The sequence below is a fragment of the Elstera sp. genome (assembly GCF_044372965.1).
Classification (GTDB): domain Bacteria; phylum Pseudomonadota; class Alphaproteobacteria; order Elsterales; family Elsteraceae; genus Elstera.
This window is the reverse complement of sequence record NZ_JBILQX010000052.1, coordinates 1-19,982: the sequence shown is the minus strand read 5'-3', so window position 1 is coordinate 19,982 and position 19,982 is coordinate 1. Positions and strand designations below refer to the sequence as shown.

The following is a 19,982-nucleotide window of genomic DNA, read 5'->3' as shown; positions in this document are numbered from 1 at the left end:
CACCAGCCGCCTTGCCCACCGCCCGCGCCCGCTTCGCCTCGCCTATGCCGGGGACGTGCTGCGGGTGAAGGGTAGCCAGTTGCAGCCGCAGCGCCAGTTTACCCAAGTCGGGATTGAACTTATCGGAGCCGCCTCGGTCGCCGCCGATGTGGAGGTGATCCGCTGCGCGCTGGAGGGGTTGAGCGGCCTTGGCGTTGCCGGGCTTACGGTCGATCTCACCGTTGCCGCCCTGGTGCCGAAACTCTTCGAGCTTTACGCCCTGCCCGCAGGCCAGCGCCAGGCCGTGCGCGATGCGTTGGATCGGAAAGACGCCGCTGCCGCTGCCGCGCAAGCCGGGCCGCTCGCGGATCTTCTGACCGGGTTGCTGGCCGCCACCGGCCCGGCCCGCGCCGCGTTGATGCTGCTGACCTCGCTCGATCTGCCCGATGCCGTCCAGCCCCTGCGCCAAGATTTGGCCGATGTGGCAACCGCGCTGCTGCACCAAGTGCCGCAGGTGGGGCTAACGATCGATCCCATCGAAGGGCGCGGGTTCGAATATCATACGGGCGTCGGCTTCACGCTCTTCGCCCGGCAAGTGCGCGGCGAACTTGGGCGCGGTGGGCGCTATCAGGCGGGTCCCGAGCAAAACGAGGCTTCGACCGGCGTCACGCTCTATATGGACGCGATCCTGCCCGCCGTGCCCGCACCGCCGCCGCGCAAGCGCCTGTATTTACCCGCTGGAACGCCGGTCGATGTGGGCCGCAGCGCCCGCGCCGACGGCTGGGTGACAATTGCCGGGCTTGACCCGTTGGAAGCGGTTGACGAAACCGCAAAGCGCCTAAACTGCCACGCAATTTTCCGGGGCGGTCGCATTATCGAGCTTGAGGAACGCGCATGAGCCACGTTGTTGTAGTCGGCTCCCAGTGGGGGGACGAGGGTAAGGGCAAGATCGTCGATTGGCTGTCGGAACGCGCCGATGTGGTCGTGCGGTTCCAGGGCGGTCATAACGCCGGTCACACGCTGGTCATCGACGGAACGGTTTATAAGCTCTCGCTGCTGCCCTCGGGCGTGGTGCGCCAGGGCAAGCTTTCAGTCATCGGCAATGGTGTTGTGATCGATCCCTGGGCTTTGCTTGCCGAAATCGAACGGATTGCCGCCCAAGGCGTGAAACTAACGCCGGAAAACCTGCGTGTCGCCGATAATGCGGCCCTCATTCTGCCGCTGCACGGCGCGACCGACCGGGCGCGGGAAGAGGCGAGCGGCGCATCCAAAATCGGCACAACCGGGCGCGGTATTGGCCCGGCCTATGAAGATAAGGTTGCGCGCCGCGCGATCCGCGTCTGCGATCTCGCCGATCCGGCAGAACTGGGGCAGAAGCTCGACCGGCTGCTCGCCCATCACAACGCGCTCTTACGCGGCCTGGGCGCGCCGGAGATGGAAAAAGCCGAGATGCTTCAGCAGCTTCTCGATCTCGCCCCGCGCCTGCTGCCCTTCGCCGGGCCGGTGTGGCGCTTGCTCGACGCCGCCCATAAGGCCGACAAGCGCATTCTGTTCGAGGGCGCGCAAGGGGCGATGCTGGACGTGGATCACGGAACCTACCCCTTCGTGACTTCCTCCAACACCGTCGCGGGCCAAGCGGCTGCCGGGTCGGGCCTCGGGCCGTCGGCGCTATCCTATGTGCTCGGCATCACCAAAGCCTATACCACCCGCGTTGGCTCCGGACCGTTCCCGACCGAACTCACCGATGAAATCGGCGAGCGGATCGGCGCAACGGGTAAGGAGTTCGGCGTCGTCACGGGGCGCAAGCGCCGCTGCGGCTGGTTCGATGCGGTCATGGTACGCCAAGCCATCAAAGTGGGCGGCATCACCGGCATCGCGCTGACGAAGCTGGACGTGCTGGATGGGTTTGACGAACTCAAAATCTGCACTGGCTACCGGCTGGATGGGGAGGAGCTCGACTATCTCCCGGCGCTCGCCAGCGCCCAGGCGCGGGTTGAACCGATCTATGAAACCCTCGAAGGTTGGGCGGAAAGTACCCAAGGCGCGCGTTCGTGGGCCGATCTGCCTGCGACGGCAATTAAATATATCCGTCGCCTGGAAGAGTTAATCGAAGCGCCGGTCGCCTTGCTGTCCACCAGCCCCGAGCGCGACGATACGATTTTGGTACGCGATCCGTTCCATCCGTAAACGCTACGATAAGCCCCCTCTGTAAGCCTTTGTTTCGTGTCGGATTTTAGGTAATACAGTCTGACACGAAAAACTTGTTGGAACCTTCAGCGATTCCACACAGAATAGGGTCGCACGGGTCTACCTAGTCCCCGCGAAATGCTTTGAGGGAAATTAGGATGGCCGTGATGGCAGAATGTGGCACGCGGACGGTTATCGCCGTCGGCCGCCTCTCAGAATGAGTGGCACACGATGGATTTGGCTGAGTCGGAAATGCTTGATCTCGAAAACCCCGCAGGCGCGGTCGAACCCGCCCCTGTAGAGGAACGAGACGAGGAAACGGAAGGACGCTCGGACGCGGTTGTCGAGCTGAAGCAACGCTTTTTGATCTATTCGGATCAGGCGCTGCCCCAGCTTGACTCAGGCGATTCGATTGCGTTCCACGCCCAATTGAAGGCCGATACCGCACGCCCCTTCTTTGCGCTGTTGCCGCCTGCCGATATGCCGGCGCGCACGGAAATGCTGGAAGCCATGCGGAATTTCAGCGTGCCCGGCATGCTGAAACTCGCCGAATGGGGCAAAATCTACTGGCCGCCGGAAAAACGCTATCGGTTTGTGATTGTTCTGGAGCGGCCGGGCGGTGTTCGGGTTTTCCCAGACCTCGCCGTGCCGCAACCGCCGGTCCAAGAAGAAGACCTGATTGCAGGTTTCTTGACGCCGCTGCTGCCGACGATCCGCGAGTTCACGGGCCGGATGCTGTCGCACCGCGCCATTCGCCCTGACAATGTTTTCTACGCCGACGCCGGCCGCCGCTCGATGGTCTTGGGCGAATGCGTCTCGTCACCACCCGCCTATGATCAGCCCGCCGTTTTCGAAACTATCGAAAGCGCGATGGCGCACCCCACAGCGCGCGGTAACGGCAATAATACCAACGATCTTTATGCCTTGGGCATAACGATGCTGTTCTTGATCTTGGGCCGCAATCCGGTTTCGGATCTCGACGACGAACGCATTCTGGCCAATAAGATCGAGTTCGGCACCTATGCAACGCTGGTTGGTCAAGCCCGCTTGCCCCTATCGCTGATGGAGCCGCTGCGCGGTCTGCTCACCGACGATCCGCGCGAGCGCTGGACACTGCAAGATCTCGATATGTGGCTTGCCGGGCGGCGGCAATCGCCGAAGCAGCCCAAGCTGCCGCAGCGCGCCTCGCGGCCATTCGTGTTCAACGAGGTTGAATATTTCAACACGCGCAGCCTCGCCAATGCTTTGGCGAAGGATTACATCAACGCCGTCACCGTCGTGCGCTCGAAGCAACTCGACGCTTGGTTGCGCCGCAGCCTGAACGACGAGCCGCGCGCCGAAGCGATGCAGCAGGCGGTTTCCTCCACCGCTAATCACATTAGCGCCGGACGCGGGTCGGAAGACCGGCTGGTGGCGCGGGCATGCGTGCCGCTCGATCCCGCCGCCCCGATCCGGTATCGCGGCTTCGGCCTCAGCGTCGATGGCATCGGGCCTGCGCTTGCATCGTCAATTAACCACCGCGAGCGGCGCCAGTTGATCGGGGAAGTGATTTCGTCGCGCCTTCCGATCCATTGGATTTCGGCCCAAGCCAAGCCCCGCCCAGAAGACTTACGCGCGGTGCAACTGCTCGATCGGCTGCCGGCGATGATCGATAATCCCGCCATTGGCTATGGGGTCGAGCGCTGCCTTTATGAGTTGAACCCCGGCGAGCACTGTCATAGCCCGATCTTCGAACGGGATTATGTCGCCGATCTCGCCCATATCGTTCCGGCATTGGAGCGCATGGCTCGGCGCAACAATCGGCCGGATACACCGCTTGATCGCCATATCGTTGCCTTCATCGCCGCCCGCGCGCGGCGGATGAACGAAGACGTTGTGAAGTCATTGCAAAATCCCGACATGGCCACACGGTCGCTTGCAACCTTGCGCCTGCTTGCCTCCGTTCAAGATCAGACGAATAGCGGCCCGGCCCCGGCCTTAGCGCAGTGGATGGCGGGCATGTTGGGCGGGGTCGTCGGCTCCTTCCACCACCGTAAACGCCGCGAAAAGATTGGCGAGCGGGTGCGGCGTGCGGCGATGGATGGGCAGATGTCCGAACTTCTGTCGGTCGTCGATGACGAGGCGGAACGGGCTGCCGATACGCGGGGCTTCAACGAAGCCGCCTCGGAATATCGCGCTATTGAATATCAACTGAAGCAGTTCGAAACCGAAAAGCCGCGCCGCGATGACGAATCCCGTCATTTTGGCGAACAATTGGCGGCGGCGATCGGTGGGTTGCTGGTCAGTGTCGTGACCGCCGTCACGATTTTTGCGACGATGATGTAAAGGGGCTGTTCCGATGGCTGATATGCTGCGACGCCCAGGCCTAAGCCGCGGGCAAAAAAGAAAACCCTCTTCGGTGGCGCTTCTCGCCTGGATCATCGTGCCGATCCTGATGGTGTTTGCCTGGAAAGTTGCCATTTTGGTGACGCTCGGCATGCTACCGACCTTGGTGGCCCTGATCATTGATCGTCGCCCAGAAAAATACGCGGCTTACTGCGTCGGCGGGTTCAATCTCTGCGGTCTTGTGCCGTGGGTGGTGAAGCTGTTTGTCGACGGTCAAACCGGCATTGCGCTTCAACATATTATGATCAACCCTTTCTCCTGGTTGGTCATTTATGGGGCCGCGGCTATCGGTTGGTTGGTTTTTTCCTGGACGCCCGAACTCGTGTTGCGCATGACTGCCTTCCGCGACCGTCAGGAAATCTCGTCGCTGCAAAAGCGGCAAGAAACCCTGGTGGAAGAATGGGGCCCGGATATTATTCCGCCGCGCGCCGAAGAGTTCTAAGCTCTGATGTGAAAAACCCCCGCCGGACCGTGGTCCGGCGGGGGTTTTCCGTTTTGGCGGGGCGGTGCGCGACGATATAAACCTACGTAACAGCTTTCTCGTTTCCAAGAGTCGGGCTCGAACCGACACCTTCCCCCGCAAACGGGGGCTGCTGTACCAGGAACGCAGGCGGCATTCGCGCACCACACACCGAGGCAAGACGACAAAATTTAGCCGAGTCTATGAGCTTCCCCGTTTCCGGGGGCCGGACTTGAACCGACACCCTTCCGCCCGTTTTTTGGGGCGGCTGCTCTCCCAAGGAACCCGGCAGACATTCGTCTCACCCCACCGCAGGCGACGAGGGGTAGATTGAGGAAATGTGGGTCTGGTCTTGAGTGCGGGATGGCAACAGCCCCCACGCCCCCGGCCAAACTGGTCACAATCCCAGGACCCCAATCCATATTCGCCCGCTGTTTTAGAGCCTCCTTGCAAACTTGAGAGGCCCTAAAGTTTTACCTCCTTAATCAAACTCACCCAGTCGGTGCTTGGGCCGCCGCCGACAAACCGCTGGATCGCCGGAAAAATTCCGTCGGTATAGCCGCCGAGGTTAAGAATATCGGCGCGCTCCGGGGCCTGGCTCGTCCCAAGCGCCTGAAGATCGATACAGATCATTCGCGCTGTTGGATTACGCGCCTTCACCTCGTCCCACGCCGCGAGCAAAGCGGTCCGTTCCGGCTGCGGCGCATCGGCCCACGACTGGTTATCCGATAGGAGAATCACCAGATCGACCGACGCCCGCAGTTCCACCAAAGCCCGCACCGGCGCGGAAATCGCCGTCCCATTGCCCCGCAGTCCCGCTAAACGCGCATGATTGGCCTGAAAATCCACCTGCGGATCGAGCGAAATCGGCTGAACGCCCAAATCGAAGGCAAGCACCCCCGCCTCAGGATTCTTCCGCCACAAGGCTACCGTCAGCAGCGCCGCCGCGTCTCGGCAGAGCAGCTTTGTGCTGGCCGACTGGCGGTTCCCCGTTACCGGGGCCTCCATCGAGGGCGATACATCCGGGCAAATAACGATCCGCCCTAGCAGGGTTGGCGCCTCGGCCAGCGATTCCTCCAACACCTTGGCAAGCGCCGCCCGAACCGGCTCGGGTACAGCGGGAACGAGCGCGAGCAAGGCCCCGAGCGCCTGATGGGGCATGAGCTTTGCCCGGCGCGCTTCGGTAAGATCACCCATCCGCGCCGCCACCCGCTCCGTTAAGCCGGGGACGAGAAACGCTTTGTGCCGAACCAAACTGTTCAGGTTCATCCGCAAGCCGTTCCAGCCCATGCGGTCGGTAAGCTCGGACCATTGCACGCCGTTCAACGGGAAATGGGTCAACCATTCAAAAGGAACCGGCGGCAGCGGCAGTCTCGGGTCGCGCTTCCAAGCTTCAAAAGCGGCAACCTCGGACGGAAGCGCGGCAAGATCATAGGGTCTGCCGATGAGCCACCCGTAAAAGGCGCGCCGCGAAGCATCGGCGGGGCGTGGATGCACCAGCCGCACGATATCGGCCAAGGACGGGTCTTTCCCTGTCGCCGCCTGAAGCAAAACCAGCAGGGGAGCTTCCTCCAGCCAGCGCTGCACCAACCGTTTCGGACGGGTGCCGAAGGATTTACGCCCCGCCCGGCCCGAACGGACGATCTGAACGAAGGTCCGCAGCATCCGCCCGCTATCGATGACGGCGCGAAACACCGGAACCGACAAATCCGGCGCGGCGCGCGTGAGATAGGCCGTCAACAGGGCTGGCATATCCTTCATCCGAGCCGTATGGCGGGCGTAAATCGCCGTCTGCGCCACAAAGATCGGATCGACCTGCGCCGCCGCCGCGAGAACCGCCGTAAGCTGATCCTCCGCCTTGCCGTAGAAACCATCATAGAGCGTGCCCGTGCAGGCCATCTGCGCCAGAAGATGCTCCGCCCCATAGGCGTAGGCCAGCGCCCCTTCCTGGTTACGCGAAAGCCCTGTCGGCAGAGCCGGGGCAAAAAGCTGGGGATTGGCCATCGGAACCTCCTGTCTCACGAATGTGATGAGAATTGCAGGCGGCGTGCCAACCCCCGAGACTCACCCCCAGAATTCTATAAACCATTGTTTTGTATAGTATTATTTTATCGGCGGACGATACCGGGCGGTGCCGGGGTTTGAAATTTACGATATAAATTTATCGTATCTTATAGTATAAGATAATCATGTCTCGCCCTACCTGCGTCATCGGCTTTCTGGGGTCCAATTTGGACGCGCGCGGCGGAACCCGCTGGTCCCGCTGGCGTCCCACCATCGGCCTTTGCCAGCAGCCCGATCTGCGGGTGGACCGGCTGGTTCTTCTCTATCGAACGCCCCATACCGCCCTGGCAAACCAAGTTGTTGCGGATATCGCCGAGGTTTCACCGGAAACGCGGGTTGATCTGCGCTGTCTGGATTTCGAGGATCCGTGGAATTTTGAGGAAGTCTATGGGCGGCTGCTAGATTTCGCCCACGCCTATCCTTTCCAGCCCGATCAGGAAGATTATTTAATCCACATTACAACCGGAACCCATGTTGCGCAGATCTGCCTGTTCCTTCTAACCGAGGCGCGGTTTATGCCGGGGCGCTTGGCGCAGACCTTTCCCGATACCGATGGCCGCGGGGGCGGGCGCGGCGGATGGACAGCCATCGACCTTGATCTGTCGCAGTACGACAGCATCGCCCGCCGCTTTGCCGAGGCGGCGCAGGCCGATGCCTCCTTCCTGAAGTCCGGCATTGCCACGCGCAACCCGGCCTTCAATCGGCTGATTGCCGATATTGAAACCGTTGTGCTGGGCAGCCGCGCCCCCATCCTGCTGACGGGGCCGACCGGGGCGGGCAAAACCCAACTCGCCCGCCGCATCTATGCCCTTAAAAAGCTGAAACATCAGGTTTCCGGCGCTTTTGTTGAGGTGAATTGCGCCACGTTGCGCGGCGATGGGGCGATGTCCGCCCTGTTCGGGCATCGGCGCGGGGCCTTCACGGGAGCCATCCAAGACCGCCCCGGCCTGCTGCGCACTGCCGATAAGGGCTTGCTGTTTCTGGATGAGATCGGCGAACTCGGGCTGGACGAGCAGGCCATGATGCTGCGCGCGCTGGAGGAAAAACGCTTTCTGCCCGTCGGGGCCGATCTCGAAGTTGGTTCGGAGTTTCAATTGATCGCCGGGACCAACCGCGATTTGGGGGCCGCCGTTGCCGCCGGGCGGTTCCGCGAGGATCTCTATGCCCGCCTCAATCTCTGGACCTTCCGCCTGCCCGGCCTTGCCGACCGGCGCGAGGATATCGAACCCAATTTGGCCTATGAGGTAACGCGGTTCGCCGAGCGCGAGGGCCGCAGCCTGCGCTTTACCCGAGAGGCGGAAGCGCGCTACCTGCGCTTTGCCCTGTCGGACGGGGCGCGCTGGACCGGTAATTTTCGGGACCTTGCCGCAAGCCTAACGCGGATGGGAACCCTCGCCCCCTCAGGACGGATCGATCTTGAAACCGTGGAGGCGGAAATTCTGCGGTTAACCACCCTATGGCACGGCAGCGGCGGGGGGGCTGCGGAGGATTCTTTAAGCGCCCTCGGCTTTGGCCCCGATGCCCTGGATTTATTCGACCGGGTTCAATTGGCCGAAGTTGTGCGCGTCTGCCGGGCGGCGCGCAGCGCGTCCGACGCGGGGCGCACCCTCTTTTCCGCTTCGCGCAGCCAGCGGCGCAGCACCAATGACGCGGACCGCCTACGCAAATATCTCGCGCGCTTCGGGCTCGATTGGGTGCGGATCACCAGCGGCGGGGCCGCACCACCAGGGCCTTAAAGGCTTCCATCAGCGGGATCACCGAAAAACCAATCGCGGCCATCAGCAACCATTCGCCGAACGGCAGGGGCTGGAGCCCGAGAAGATCGCGCGACCAGGGCACCAATCCCGCCCCGATCTGCAAGATCTGCGTGCCGAGAATGCCCAAAAGCAGCACAGGGTTACTGGCGAAGGGGATCGCCAGAACCGAGCGGCGCTCCGAGCGGCTATTGAGGCAATGGGCGTTTTCGAAGCACAGCATCAGCCACAGCAAGTTAGTTTGGGCCAGCGCCGGGCTGGCCCCTAAATTCAAGAGAAGCTGATAGGTGGCAAACGCCACACCGCCAATCCACAGGCCCGAGAGGCTGACCTGCGTAATCATCAGCGGATCGAACAAAGCCTCGCCGGGCGGACGCGGGCGGCGGTTTAGAATATCCGGCGCGCCTTTTTCGAAGGCTAGGGCCACGTCTTGAATGCCATTGCTGACCAGATTGAGCCAGAGCAATTGCACCGCCGTCAGTGGCGGCGGCGTGTTGGTTGCGGTTGCCAGCACGAACAGCAGCACTTCGGCCACGCCGGTCGAAACGGACAACTGGATGATTTTGCGAACATTATCATAGGCCACGCGGCCTTCGGCGATGCCATTCAGGATGGTGGCGAAACGATCATCGACGAGCACCAGATCGGCGGCTTCGCGCGCCACATCGGTGCCGTTACGGCCCATGGCGATACCAATATCGGCAGCGCGCAAGGCGGGCGCATCATTCACCCCGTCCCCCGTTACGGCCACCTGATGGCCCAAACGGCGCAAAGCCTCGACGATTTCGAGCTTCTGCAGCGGCTCAATGCGGGCGAACACTTTCGCCCGTGCGACGGTTGCATCGAAATCCGCCGTTTCCATCGCGGTCAAAGCGGACCCCGTCACAACCTCGCTGTCCGCCTCGGCGAGCCCCAGGCGGCGGGCGATGGCAAGCGCCGTCAGCGGGTGATCGCCGGTAATCATGCGCACATCGATTCCCCCGGCACGGGCGGTTGCAATCGCGCCCGCCGCATCGGGCCGGGGCGGATCGATAAGCCCGATCAGGCCGACGAGGCGATTTTGCGCCAGATGCGCGGCCTCCAACGGCCCATTGGGCGCGCCCTCCCCTTCCGCGACGGCAATAACTTTATAGCCCTCGGCGGCTAACCGATCTGATTCGCGCGACCAGTAAGCCGCATCGCTCTCGGGGCAAAAACTCAGCAGGGTTTCAAGCGCGCCTTTGACGATCACCTGCCCCGCCCCGGCCTTGTCGCGCAGCACCGCCGCAAATTTCCGTTCGGATTCATAGGGTAAGGTTGCAACCACCGCCGAGGCGCTAAAGCCATGATCGGGGCCGGAAGCCTCGCCAGTGAGCGTTTCAGACCAGGCCAGTAACGCCACATCCACGGCATCGCCGACCGCCCCAGCGCGGCGATTCGCACGATCCGGGCCGAGCGATGCATCGGTGCAATGGCGGGCGAGGGTCGCAAGATCGGTCTCTGAAACGCCCTCCGCCGTCACCACCTCGCCCACGCTCAACTCGTTCAGGGTCAGCGTGCCGGTTTTGTCGGAGGCGATGAGGGTGGCCGACCCCAGCCCCTCGACGGCAGGCAGCGCCCGAACGATCACATTGCGCGCCGCCATTCGCCGCACGCTGAGGGAGAGGGCGACGGTAATCGCCACCGGCAAACCTTCGGGAATGGCCGAAACCGCCAGCGCAATTGCAACCACCATGACTTCGATCAAGGGCGCGCCGCGCAGGGTTTCCACCAGCGCGATCAGGGCGATCACCCCGAGAATGGCGAGGCCGAAGACGCGGGTGAACTGGGCAAGCCGCGCCGTTAGCGGCGGTTGCGGGGCCGGGGCTAAGCGCAAGGAGGCTGAGATTTTACCGATTTCCGTGGCTTCTGCCGTCGCCACCACCAGCCCCAGCGCGCGGCCCGTTTGCACGAGGCTTCCGGCATAAAGCAGGCTGGCGCGGTCGCCCAAGGTCGCGTCGGGCGCATCGACGCCGGGGGCTTTGGATGTGGCCACCGATTCGCCCGTGAGCAGGCTTTCATCGGCCTGCAAGCCGGTCGCGGTCAGCAGTTTGAGATCGGCGGGCACGCGCATGCCGGTTTCGAGCTTCACCCAGTCGCCGGGGACGAGATCGATCACCGGGAGCGTTTGTTCGCGCCCGTCGCGGATCACCACCGCCTGCCCGCCGACCATGTGGCGCAAGGCATTCGTTTGCCGCTCGGCCCGCCACTCCTGGATGGAGCCGATGAGGGCATTGGTGACGAGCACAAAGACGATAAACCCGGCGTCGGTTACGTCCCCCAGAAAGACCGCAAGCGCCGCCGCCCCCGCCAGAAGCGCGATAAAAGGGCTGATAAACTGGGCGAGGAAGACGCGCCAAAAGGGTTTTCCCGGCGGTTGTGGCAGTTGATTGGGGCCGACCGCGACCAAGCGCTGGGCGGCATCGTCCGCCGTCAGCCCTTCCGACGGGCTGAAGAGCGCGCTTTGACACGCCTCGGGGGTTTGGGAAGAGGCGGCGGGCAAAAAAACTGGGGGCGTTTGGCTCATCCTGCCAGTCTAGCAGGAGTCCAAGGCACTATGATTGATCTTGCTCAAATTCCGCGAGATAGGTGCCGATCAATCGATCCAGCGTTGCAAAATCCGCCTCGGCGAGCCCCGCCACTAAGCGCGATTGGGTGGCCACATGGCTCGTTACCGCCGCCTCGATGAGAGCGAAGCCAGTCGGGGTGAGGCTAACGATCACGCTACGCCCGTCCTGCGGGTTGGCCGTGCGCCCGACCAGCCCCATTTTTTCTAGCTGATCGATCCGGCTTGTCAGCGTGCCGGAGGTAATCATCATTGTCGCCAGCAAATCGCCCGGCGAGAGAGCATAGGGTGCCCCCGCGCGGCGCAGGGTGGCGAGCACGTCGAAATTGGCCGCCGTCAGCCCGTGCTGTGCCAGATTGGCGTCAATCGCACCGCGTAAATGGCCCATTAACCGCGCCATACGGCCAAAAAGCCCCATCGCACTTACGTCCAAGTCGGGACGTTCGGCCCGCCATTGGGCCAGAATTTTATCGACATGATCCATCGGGCCAGTTGATCCATTATTTATCTTGACGTCAAGATATTTGAAACTATCTTGATATCGAGATAAAAGGAGCCTCCGCCATGCCCCGCAGTGCCGACTTGGCCCTGACTGCCCTCGCCCCGGCGATCTGGGGCAGCACTTATATTGTAACCACGCAACTGCTGCCGCCCGATCATCCGCTCTGGGTATCGCTCCTGCGGGCTCTCCCGGCGGGGCTCCTGCTGCTGCTGATCGTGCGGCACCTGCCGCGCGGGATTTGGTGGGGCCGGGTGTTCATTCTCGGCGCGCTGAATTTTTCGATCTTCTGGGCCTTGTTGTTCGTCAGCGCCTATCGGCTGCCGGGCGGTGTGGCGGCGACGGTAGGGGCGATTCAGCCGTTGATCGTGATTGGGCTGGAGCGGCTCTTCTTCAAAGCGCCGGTGCGGGGCCTGTCGGTCCTCGTCGGGCTGATCGGGATTGCCGGGGTCGCCCTGCTGGTCTTAACGCCGCAAGCGGCCCTCGACCCCATCGGTATCGCCGCCGGGCTGGGCGGGGCGCTATCGATGGCGGCGGGCACTGTCTTTAGCCGCTATTGGCGACCGCCCGTCTCAGCCCTCACTTTCACCGCCTGGCAACTCACGGCGGGCGGGCTGCTGCTGGTGCCCCTCGCGTTGCTGTTCGAACCCGGCCTGCCCCTGCCGACGGGCCGGAACCTTCTCGGCTTCGCCTACCTCGGCCTGATCGGCGCGGCGCTGACCTATATTCTGTGGTTCCGGGGCCTCGCCCGGCTGAAACCTTCGATCGTCGCGCCGCTGGGCTTCCTTAGCCCCTTAATGGCTGTGCTGCTGGGCTGGAGCCTGCTCGGCCAAGCGCTCACCCCGGCGCAACTGGCGGGGGTGGCGGTGGTCTTGGGCAGCGTTTGGCTCAATCAGCGCCTGAGCGTGAAGAACTAGGCGAGCGGATCGGGCGCGATCATCTTTTCCGGGCGCACCAACGCATCGAACTCGGCATCGGTCACATAGCCGCCTCCGACTGCCTCGTCCCGCAAGGTCGTGCCGTTGCGATGGGCGGTTTTGGCGATTTTAGCGGCGGCATCATAGCCGACCTTGGGGGCGAGCGCCGTTACCAGCATCAGCGACCGTTCGAGCGCCGCCTGGATATTCTCGGTGCGCGGCACAATGCCGACAATGCAATGGTCGGTGAAAGAGCGCGCCGCATCGCCGAGCAATTGCACCGACTGAAGAAAATTATAGGCCATGACGGGGTTATAGACGTTCAACTCGAAATGCCCCTGGCTGCCCGCAAAGGTGAGCGTCGCCTGATTGCCGAAGACTTGGCAGCAGACCATCGTCAGCGCCTCGCACTGGGTTGGGTTGACCTTGCCGGGCATGATCGAGGAGCCGGGTTCATTCTCCGGCAACGCCAATTCACCAAGGCCGGAGCGCGGGCCGGAGCCAAGGAAGCGAATATCATTGGCGATTTTAAACAGGCTGGCCGCCACCGTATTCAGCGCGCCGTGGGTCATCACCAACGCGTCGTGCGCGGCGAGGGCTTCGAATTTATTCGGTGCAGTCGTGAACGACAGGCCGGTAAGCTCAGCGATCCGTGCCGCCACCCCTTCCGCAAACCCGACCGGCGCATTCAGCCCCGTGCCAACCGCCGTGCCACCCTGGGCCAATTGCATCAGCAGCGGCAAGGTTTGCTCGATGCGGAAAATGCCGTTTTCGATCTGCTGGGCGTAACCCGAAAACTCCTGCCCCAGAGTGAGCGGCGTTGCGTCCTGGGTGTGGGTGCGACCGATCTTGATAATCGCCTGCCACGCGGCCGCTTTTTCCGCCAAAGCCGCGTGCAGGTGCCGCAGCGCGGGGAGCAGATGCTCAACCGTTTGCACCGCCGCCGCGATATGCATGGCAGTTGGGTAGGTATCGTTGGAGGATTGGCTCATATTGACATGATCGTTGGGATGCACCGGCTTTTTCGAGCCCATCACCCCGCCCAAGGCTTCAATCGCCCGGTTCGAAATCACCTCATTGGCGTTCATATTGGTTTGCGTGCCGGAGCCGGTTTGCCAGACGACGAGCGGAAAATGCGCATCCAATTTCCCGTCGATCACCTCCTGGGCCGCCGACACGATGGCGTCTTTCAGGCCCGCATCAAGCTTGCCCAGGGCGTGATTGGTTTCGGCGGCGGCGCGTTTGATGACGCCCAAGGCGCGGATCACGGGAACCGGCTGGGTTTCCCAACCGATCTTAAAATTGCCGATAGACCGTTGCGACTGCGCCCCCCAATAGACCGAGACATCAACCTCAATCGGGCCGAAAGTATCGGTTTCAATCCGCGTTGCCATGCTTCTTCGCCTTTCTCAAACCGGGGAGCGGTTACAAGGCACGCGGCTTAAACATCCGTCAAGCGTTTGCGGAACGCCGTTAAGGTCTTTTCTACCCAAGCGACCATGAAGTCGGCGAACTCCCTAGTTAGCGGAGAAACCGGCACTCCCGCCAGCGTGACCAGATCGAAGACTTGCCGGTCGCCCTCGATCTCGAAGGGGCGCAACACCACGCCCGGCGTTTCGAACTGCATTGCCATCAACTCATTCACCACGGCCACGCCGAGGCCCGCCGTCGCAAAACCGCAGCAGGCGGCAACCGTCATCGCTTCCACTTTGACGCGCGGGCGCACGCCAGCGGCAAGCAACGCCTGCTCCAACAGGTGCCGCGACGGGCTATCCCGCCGCAGCATGACGAGCGGCGCATCCTTCAAATCCTCCGGCCCGAAAACCCCCGTTTGCTGAGCAAGCGGGTGTTTCGCCGGAATGATGCAGACCGAGCGCGCTTCGAAACTGCACAGAATCTCCGTTCCCGGATGGCACACCGGACGCTTGAGAATGGCGAGGTCGAGCGCCCCCGCCGCCACCTGCCCGCCCACAACCTCATAGCGCCCGGCCTGATGCTCGAAAGCCAGCCCCGGATAGCGCGCGCTGAAGGCCCCGCAGATTTGCGGCAGAACCTGAAAGCCCAAACTATGGGGCGCGCCGATGCGCAAAACCGAGGGCGCGTCGGCCCGCAGGCGACTGGCGAGATTAACGATCCGCTCAATACTATCAAACGCATTGGCGACCTCGCGGTGCAGTTCCACCGCTTGATCGGTTGCCACCAGGCGCCCGGCCTTACGCTCGAACAGGCGCAAATCCAACGCCTCCTCCAACTGCGCCAACTGCTGGCTCACGGCGGGCTGCGTAATCGCCAGCTTATCGGCGGCGGCGGTCGCGCTGCCCGTCGCCATAATCGAGCGGAACACCCGCAGGTGCCGGAGGGTAAGGGTCAGGTTTTCCATAAAAACTCGCCAAACAGAGCCTGAGGGCGGTGCTGAATAATCTCCCCTAATGGGAGCATCAGAACAAACGATTTCCGCATCGGCATAGGGAGAGCAATAATCTTTCCCAGGGGCTCACGCCATCGTCATAAAAGAAGGGCCGGAAAAACGTGCTCGTTTTCATCATTCGGCGGCTACTGCAAAGTAGCGTCGTTATCCTGGCGGTCTCGCTGATCGTTTTCATCGGCCTGTATGGCGTTGGCGATCCGAGCCTGCTGCTGATTGATCCCGACGCCAGCGCCGCCGAGCGCGACCAGGCGATTGCCATGTTGGGGCTCGATAAGCCGCTTTATGCCCAATATGGCACCTTCCTGTGGAACGCGCTGCACGGCGATTTGGGCCGGAGCTTCGTTTATAACGAACCCTCCATCAGCCTTATACTCAACCGTCTCCCGGCAACGTTGGAACTGGCGTTCGTTGCGCTGATTCTGGCGGTCGGTATTGGCATTCCCTTGGGGCTGTGGGCGGGGCTGAAGGGCGATGGGCCGGTGGACCGCACCATCGTGACGGGCTCGATTTTCGGCTTCAGCCTGCCGAGCTTCTGGCAAGGCATGATGCTGGTGTGGATTTTCGCCGTGCTGCTCGGCTGGTTGCCCTCCAACGGGCGCGGCGAATTGGGCGAGATTTTCGGGATTAAGACCAGCCTTGCCACGCTGGACGGTTGGCGGCACCTGATTTTGCCCGCGATCAACCTTGCCCTGTTTAAAACCGCCCTCCTCATCCGCCTCACCCGCGCCGGGGTGCGTGAAGCCCTGGTGCTGGATTTCGTGAAATTCGCCCGCGCCAAGGGCCTGCGGGAGAACCGTATTATCGGGGTGCATGTGCTGAAATATATCCTTGTGCCCATCGTGACCGTCACGGGGCTTGAGTTCGGGCAGTTGGTGGCCTTTGCCACCGTGACCGAAACCGTTTTCGCCTGGCCGGGCTCGGGCAAGCTCATCATCGATAGTATCTATAGGCTCGACCGGCCCGTGGTGGTCGCCTACCTGATGGTTGTGGTGGCCATGTTCATCACCATCAATCTTCTGGTCGATATTCTCTATTCCGCGCTCGATCCGCGCGTGCGCTTGGCGGAGAAACGCTGATGGCCGGAAATATCGCCCGCGTCGCCCGCCAGTTCGCCGGCTCGCCCTTCGCCGTGGTCGCCGCCACGATTGTCGCCCTGCTGCTGCTGACCGCAATCTTCGGCCCGTCGCTCGTGCCGCAGAACCCCTATAATCTCGCCGAACTGGGCATGGCCGACAATATGCTCCCCCCCGGCGCACAGGCCGAAGCAGGCTTTACCCTGCTGCTCGGGGCCGACGGCCAGGGCCGCGATATGCTCTCGACGATGGTGTATGGGCTCCGCACCAGCATTGCCGTGGGCATTTCGGCCTGCGTCGTCGCCGTCGCTTTCGGCACGATCCTCGGCCTGATCGCGGGGTACGTCGGCGGGCGCACCGAGACGATCATTATGCGCCTTGTCGATTTCATGCTGAGTTTCCCGACCATTCTCATCGCGTTGATGATTATGGCGATGCTCGGCCAGGGGGTGGTGAAGCTCATCTTCGCGCTGATCCTCGTGCAATGGGCCTATTTTGCCCGCGTCGTCCGGGGGGCGGCCCTGGTGGAACGCTCGAAAGATTACATCGAAGCCGCGCGCTGCCTGCGCTTAGGCCCGGTCCGCATCATTCTCGGGCATTTACTGCCCAACTGCCTGCCGCCCGTGATCGTGGTGGGGACGCTGCAAATCGCCTCGGCGATTGCCACGGAAGCCACCCTCTCCTTCCTCGGCATTGGCTTGCCGATCACCGAACCGTCGCTGGGGCTGCTGATTGCCAATGGCTATGAGCATCTGCTGACCGGCAAATATTGGGTCGCCGTCTTCCCTGGTGTGCTGCTGCTGGTGCTGATTTTCAGCATCAATATCGCGGGCGACCGGCTGCGCGAGATCCTCAACCCACGCCTGCAAGGACGTTAGAGCGATGGGCGAAACTCTTCTTTCCGTTCGCGGTCTCGTGACCGAATTCCCCACGGCCAAAGGCCCGGCCCGCGCGGTCGATCATGTTTCGTTCGATCTTCAGCGCGGCGAAATCCTCGGGCTGGTCGGCGAAAGCGGCTCCGGCAAAAGCGTTACCGGCTTTTCCATTCTGGGGCTGGTGGAGCCGCCGGGCCGGGTTGCGGGCGGCAAAGTGCTGTTCAACGGCCAAGACCTGCTCACGCTGCCCGTTGAGGCGATGCGCCAATTGCGCGGCAACCGCATCGCCATGATCTTTCAAGACCCGATGATGACGCTAAACCCCGTGTTGCGCATCGACACGCAGATGATCGAAACCCTGCAAGCCCATAGCGACATGAGCCGCGACGCCGCCCGCGCGCGGTCCCGCGAGGTGCTGGCGAAGGTGGGTATCCCGTCGCCGGACGAGCGGCTGCTCTGCTACCCGCACCAACTTTCGGGCGGCATGCGGCAGCGGGTGGCGATTGCCATTGCCCTGCTGCTCGACCCCGATTTGATTATCGCCGATGAGCCGACAACCGCGCTGGACGTGACCATTCAGGCGCAAATTCTGTTCGAAGTGCAAAACCTTTGCCGCGTCACTGGAACCGCGCTCATCTGGATCAGTCACGATCTCGGCGTCGTCGGCGGGCTCGCGGATCGCATCGCGGTCATGTACGCCGGGCGAATCGTGGAGCTCGGTCCGACCGACGCCACCCTCGCCTCGCCGCTGCACCGCTATACGGAAGGGCTGCTGCACTCGCTGCCGGGGCGCAATCGGCGCGGCGAGCGGCTGCGGCAGATTTCCGGCATGACCCCGGCCTTGATCGATCTGCCGAAAGGCTGCGCCTTCGCCCCCCGCTGCGCCCAGGCCGATGGTGCCTGCGACGCCCGTCCCGCATTGAATGATTTCCCAGGGCAGCGCCAAGCCGCCTGTTTTCATCCTGTTGCTTTGGAGGCGTTATGACCGCCCCGATTTTAGAGATTGAGCGTGTTACCAAGCGGTTCGAAAATAAACTCGATCTTGCCGGTAAACTCGCCCGCCGCCTGGGCGCGACGGTGGAGGAAAATACCGTTCACGCCCTCGATAGCGTCTCCCTCACGGTTCAACCCGGTGAAGTCGTTGGGTTGGTGGGGGAAAGCGGGTGCGGTAAATCCACCTTGGGGCGCATCGCCGCCGGGATCATGCCGCTATCTGAAGGTACGGTACGCTACCACGGCAAGCCCGTGGGGGCGGATAAATCGGGCCTTGGGATTCAGATGATTTTCCAAGACCCAATGTCCTCCCTCAACCCGCGCAAGAAGCTGATCGACGCCATCGGCGAGGCGGCCCTGTATCACGGTCTCGTGGCGCGGCGAGACCTCGAAGCCTATGTGGTCGATCTGATGGATCAGGTCGGGCTCGATCCCAATTTCCGCCACCGCTACCCGCATCAATTCTCCGGCGGCCAGCGCCAGCGCATCGGCATCGCCCGCGCGCTCGCGGTGAAGCCCGATTTTCTGGTGTGCGATGAATCGGTGGCGGCGCTTGATGTGTCCATTCAAGCGCAAGTGCTGAACCTGTTCATGGATCTGCGCGCCGCGCGGGGGCTTACCTATTTGTTCATCAGCCATGATCTTGCCGTGGTGGAGCATATCGCCGACCGGGTGGCGATTCTCTACCTCGGGCGGTTGGTGGAACTGGCGCGGACCGAAGACCTATTCGCCAATCCCCGCCACCCCTATGCGCAAGCGCTACTGTCGCAAATCCCGCGCGTCGATGGCGGGCGGCAGGTGTTTGCGCCGGTGAAGGGCGAGATTCCCTCGCCGCTGCACCCGCCCCCCGGTTGCCATTTTCACCCGCGCTGCCCGCTGGCGACCGACCGCTGCCGCACCGAAGCCCCCGCCTTGCGCACCCTTGCCCCCGGCCATCAGGCCGCCTGCCATTTGGCGGAGGCCGCATGACGCCCGATATTCTTGATGGGGGCCAGGTTCTCCGTTGGTCGAACCTAATGGTTCCCATGCGCGACGGCGTGCGACTGGCAACCGATCTTTATTTGCCCGCGCAAGAGGGGGTTGCGGTCGAAACGCCGCTGCCGCTACTGCTGGAGCGCACCCCTTACGATAAGACGGCAGCGCCGCTGTCGGAAATCTCGGTGGCTGATCGCACGCCAATGCCGCGCGCCGATATCGCCTGCCATTTCGCCCGCGCGGGCTATGCGGTGGCGATTCAGGATTGCCGGGGGCGCTATGCATCGGAAGGCAGTTTTAGAAAATATACCGGCGAGGCCGCCGATGGGGCCGATACGCTCGCCTGGGCGGTGGCGCAACCCTGGTGCGACGGGCGAATCGCCACCTGGGGTCTGTCCTACGGTGCCCACGCGCAAATGGCCCTCGCCTGCCTCAATCCTCCCGGTTTGGTGGGGATGCTGCTCGATAGCGGCGGCTTCGCCAATGCCTATCAGGGCGGGATTCGCCAGGGTGGCGCGTTCGAGTTGAAGCAGGCGACCTGGGCGTTTAAGCACGCGCGCCTCAGCCGAACCGCCAAGGCCGATCCGCTGATCGCCGCCGCCCTCGACGCCGAAAATATCACCGACTGGTTCCACCGACAGCCCTGGAAGCCCGGCCACAGCCCCTTGCGCTGGGTGCCCGAATATGAGGAGTATTTCTTCAGCCAGTGGCAGGCGGAAAGCTTCGATGAAAGCTGGCAGAAACCCGGCCTTTACGCCCTCGGCCATATGGATACGATCCCGGATATTCCGATTCTGCTGATCTCAAGC

The 19,982-nt window shown here is 62.7% G+C and carries 16 protein-coding genes; 11 read left to right on the top strand and 5 right to left on the bottom strand.

The annotated features are described in order from the left end of the window. The 4 genes from ACIQ36_RS08820 to ACIQ36_RS08805 form a co-directional block, all read left to right on the top strand. A partial coding sequence (locus ACIQ36_RS08820; RefSeq protein ID WP_395828327.1) for an ATP phosphoribosyltransferase regulatory subunit occupies positions 1-877 on the top strand: 877 nt, incomplete at its 5' end. After that, entirely contained in the window at positions 874-2,166 is a 1,293-nt protein-coding gene (locus ACIQ36_RS08815) for an adenylosuccinate synthase (RefSeq protein ID WP_395828325.1), read from the top strand. The genes ACIQ36_RS08820 and ACIQ36_RS08815, both read left to right, overlap by 4 nt. Positions 2,167-2,397: 231 nt before the next feature. Further along, positions 2,398-4,491, top strand: coding sequence for a hypothetical protein (locus tag ACIQ36_RS08810; RefSeq protein ID WP_395828323.1), 2,094 nt, complete (start codon positions 2,398-2,400; stop codon positions 4,489-4,491). A gap of 73 nt (positions 4,492-4,564) precedes the next feature. After that, the gene (locus ACIQ36_RS08805; protein WP_395828321.1) at positions 4,565-4,993 is read left to right on the top strand and encodes a hypothetical protein; all 429 of its coding nucleotides are present in this window, start codon (positions 4,565-4,567) and stop codon (positions 4,991-4,993) included. Between the two features lie 483 nt (positions 4,994-5,476). Here ACIQ36_RS08805 and ACIQ36_RS08800 read toward each other — a convergent pair whose 3' ends face one another. Further along, positions 5,477-7,015, bottom strand: a complete 1,539-nt coding sequence (locus ACIQ36_RS08800) for an RNA-binding protein (RefSeq protein ID WP_395828319.1) — start codon at positions 7,013-7,015, stop codon at positions 5,477-5,479. 185 nt (positions 7,016-7,200) lie between these two features. Here ACIQ36_RS08800 and rtcR point away from each other — a divergent pair, with 185 nt between their 5' ends. After that, a complete protein-coding gene (rtcR, locus tag ACIQ36_RS08795; RefSeq protein WP_395828317.1) occupies positions 7,201-8,811 on the top strand; it encodes an RNA repair transcriptional activator RtcR in 1,611 nt (536 codons plus the stop codon). Here the strand turns inward: rtcR and ACIQ36_RS08790 are convergent. Together ACIQ36_RS08790 and ACIQ36_RS08785 are read right to left on the bottom strand one after the other, a co-directional pair. Beyond that, on the bottom strand, positions 8,777-11,374 hold the full coding sequence (locus ACIQ36_RS08790; RefSeq protein WP_395828315.1) for a cation-translocating P-type ATPase: 2,598 nt from the start codon (positions 11,372-11,374) through the stop codon (positions 8,777-8,779). The two genes, rtcR and ACIQ36_RS08790, sit on opposite strands and share 35 nt — an antisense overlap. A 28-nt stretch (positions 11,375-11,402) precedes the next feature. Then, on the bottom strand, positions 11,403-11,897 hold the full coding sequence (locus ACIQ36_RS08785) for a MarR family winged helix-turn-helix transcriptional regulator (protein ID WP_395828313.1): 495 nt from the start codon (positions 11,895-11,897) through the stop codon (positions 11,403-11,405). A gap of 80 nt (positions 11,898-11,977) precedes the next feature. On the opposite strand from ACIQ36_RS08785, the gene ACIQ36_RS08780 reads away from it, so the two are divergent. After that, positions 11,978-12,829: an EamA family transporter gene (locus ACIQ36_RS08780; RefSeq protein WP_395828311.1), complete on the top strand. Its 852-nt coding sequence runs from the start codon at positions 11,978-11,980 to the stop codon at positions 12,827-12,829. Here ACIQ36_RS08780 and fumC read toward each other — a convergent pair. Together fumC and ACIQ36_RS08770 are read right to left on the bottom strand one after the other, a co-directional pair. Then, entirely contained in the window at positions 12,826-14,223 is a 1,398-nt protein-coding gene (gene fumC / locus ACIQ36_RS08775; protein ID WP_395828309.1) for a class II fumarate hydratase, read from the bottom strand. The two genes, ACIQ36_RS08780 and fumC, sit on opposite strands and share 4 nt — an antisense overlap. 47 nt (positions 14,224-14,270) lie before the next feature. Continuing rightward, complete coding sequence (locus ACIQ36_RS08770; RefSeq protein WP_395828307.1) at positions 14,271-15,209, bottom strand: LysR substrate-binding domain-containing protein; 939 nt, start codon at positions 15,207-15,209, stop codon at positions 14,271-14,273. A gap of 149 nt (positions 15,210-15,358) precedes the next feature. Between ACIQ36_RS08770 and ACIQ36_RS08765 the strand changes: the two genes are divergently transcribed. The 5 genes from ACIQ36_RS08765 to ACIQ36_RS08745 form a co-directional block, all read left to right on the top strand. Next, positions 15,359-16,333, top strand: a complete 975-nt coding sequence (locus ACIQ36_RS08765; protein ID WP_395828305.1) for an ABC transporter permease — start codon at positions 15,359-15,361, stop codon at positions 16,331-16,333. Then, positions 16,333-17,208 carry an ABC transporter permease gene (locus tag ACIQ36_RS08760; RefSeq protein WP_395828303.1) on the top strand — a complete coding sequence of 292 codons (876 nt, stop codon included), beginning with the start codon at positions 16,333-16,335 and terminating at the stop codon, positions 17,206-17,208. Before ACIQ36_RS08765 ends, ACIQ36_RS08760 begins: the two co-directional genes overlap by 1 nt. 4 nt (positions 17,209-17,212) lie before the next feature. Further along, complete coding sequence (locus ACIQ36_RS08755) at positions 17,213-18,190, top strand: ABC transporter ATP-binding protein (RefSeq protein ID WP_395828301.1); 978 nt, start codon at positions 17,213-17,215, stop codon at positions 18,188-18,190. Then, complete coding sequence (locus ACIQ36_RS08750) at positions 18,187-19,167, top strand: ABC transporter ATP-binding protein (RefSeq protein ID WP_395828299.1); 981 nt, start codon at positions 18,187-18,189, stop codon at positions 19,165-19,167. Before ACIQ36_RS08755 ends, ACIQ36_RS08750 begins: the two co-directional genes overlap by 4 nt. Further along, the coding region (locus ACIQ36_RS08745) for a CocE/NonD family hydrolase (RefSeq protein WP_395828297.1) at positions 19,164-19,982 on the top strand (819 nt) is incomplete at its 3' end. The genes ACIQ36_RS08750 and ACIQ36_RS08745, both read left to right, overlap by 4 nt.

Excerpts from the sequence above, each read along its gene's own strand:
- ACIQ36_RS08755 (WP_395828301.1), top strand. The coding sequence starts at position 17,213 with ATGGGCGAAACTCTTCTTTCCGTTCGCGGTCTCGTGACCGAATTCCCC.
- ACIQ36_RS08785 (WP_395828313.1), bottom strand. The coding sequence starts at position 11,897 with ATGGATCATGTCGATAAAATTCTGGCCCAATGGCGGGCCGAACGTCCC.
- ACIQ36_RS08815 (WP_395828325.1), top strand. The coding sequence starts at position 874 with ATGAGCCACGTTGTTGTAGTCGGCTCCCAGTGGGGGGACGAGGGTAAG.
- ACIQ36_RS08800 (WP_395828319.1), bottom strand. The coding sequence starts at position 7,015 with ATGGCCAATCCCCAGCTTTTTGCCCCGGCTCTGCCGACAGGGCTTTCG.
- ACIQ36_RS08750 (WP_395828299.1), top strand. The coding sequence starts at position 18,187 with ATGACCGCCCCGATTTTAGAGATTGAGCGTGTTACCAAGCGGTTCGAA.
- ACIQ36_RS08780 (WP_395828311.1), top strand. The coding sequence starts at position 11,978 with ATGCCCCGCAGTGCCGACTTGGCCCTGACTGCCCTCGCCCCGGCGATC.
- ACIQ36_RS08770 (WP_395828307.1), bottom strand. The coding sequence starts at position 15,209 with ATGGAAAACCTGACCCTTACCCTCCGGCACCTGCGGGTGTTCCGCTCG.
- ACIQ36_RS08760 (WP_395828303.1), top strand. The coding sequence starts at position 16,333 with ATGGCCGGAAATATCGCCCGCGTCGCCCGCCAGTTCGCCGGCTCGCCC.
- rtcR (WP_395828317.1), top strand. The coding sequence starts at position 7,201 with ATGTCTCGCCCTACCTGCGTCATCGGCTTTCTGGGGTCCAATTTGGAC.
- fumC (WP_395828309.1), bottom strand. The coding sequence starts at position 14,223 with ATGGCAACGCGGATTGAAACCGATACTTTCGGCCCGATTGAGGTTGAT.
- ACIQ36_RS08810 (WP_395828323.1), top strand. The coding sequence starts at position 2,398 with ATGGATTTGGCTGAGTCGGAAATGCTTGATCTCGAAAACCCCGCAGGC.
- ACIQ36_RS08790 (WP_395828315.1), bottom strand. The coding sequence starts at position 11,374 with ATGAGCCAAACGCCCCCAGTTTTTTTGCCCGCCGCCTCTTCCCAAACC.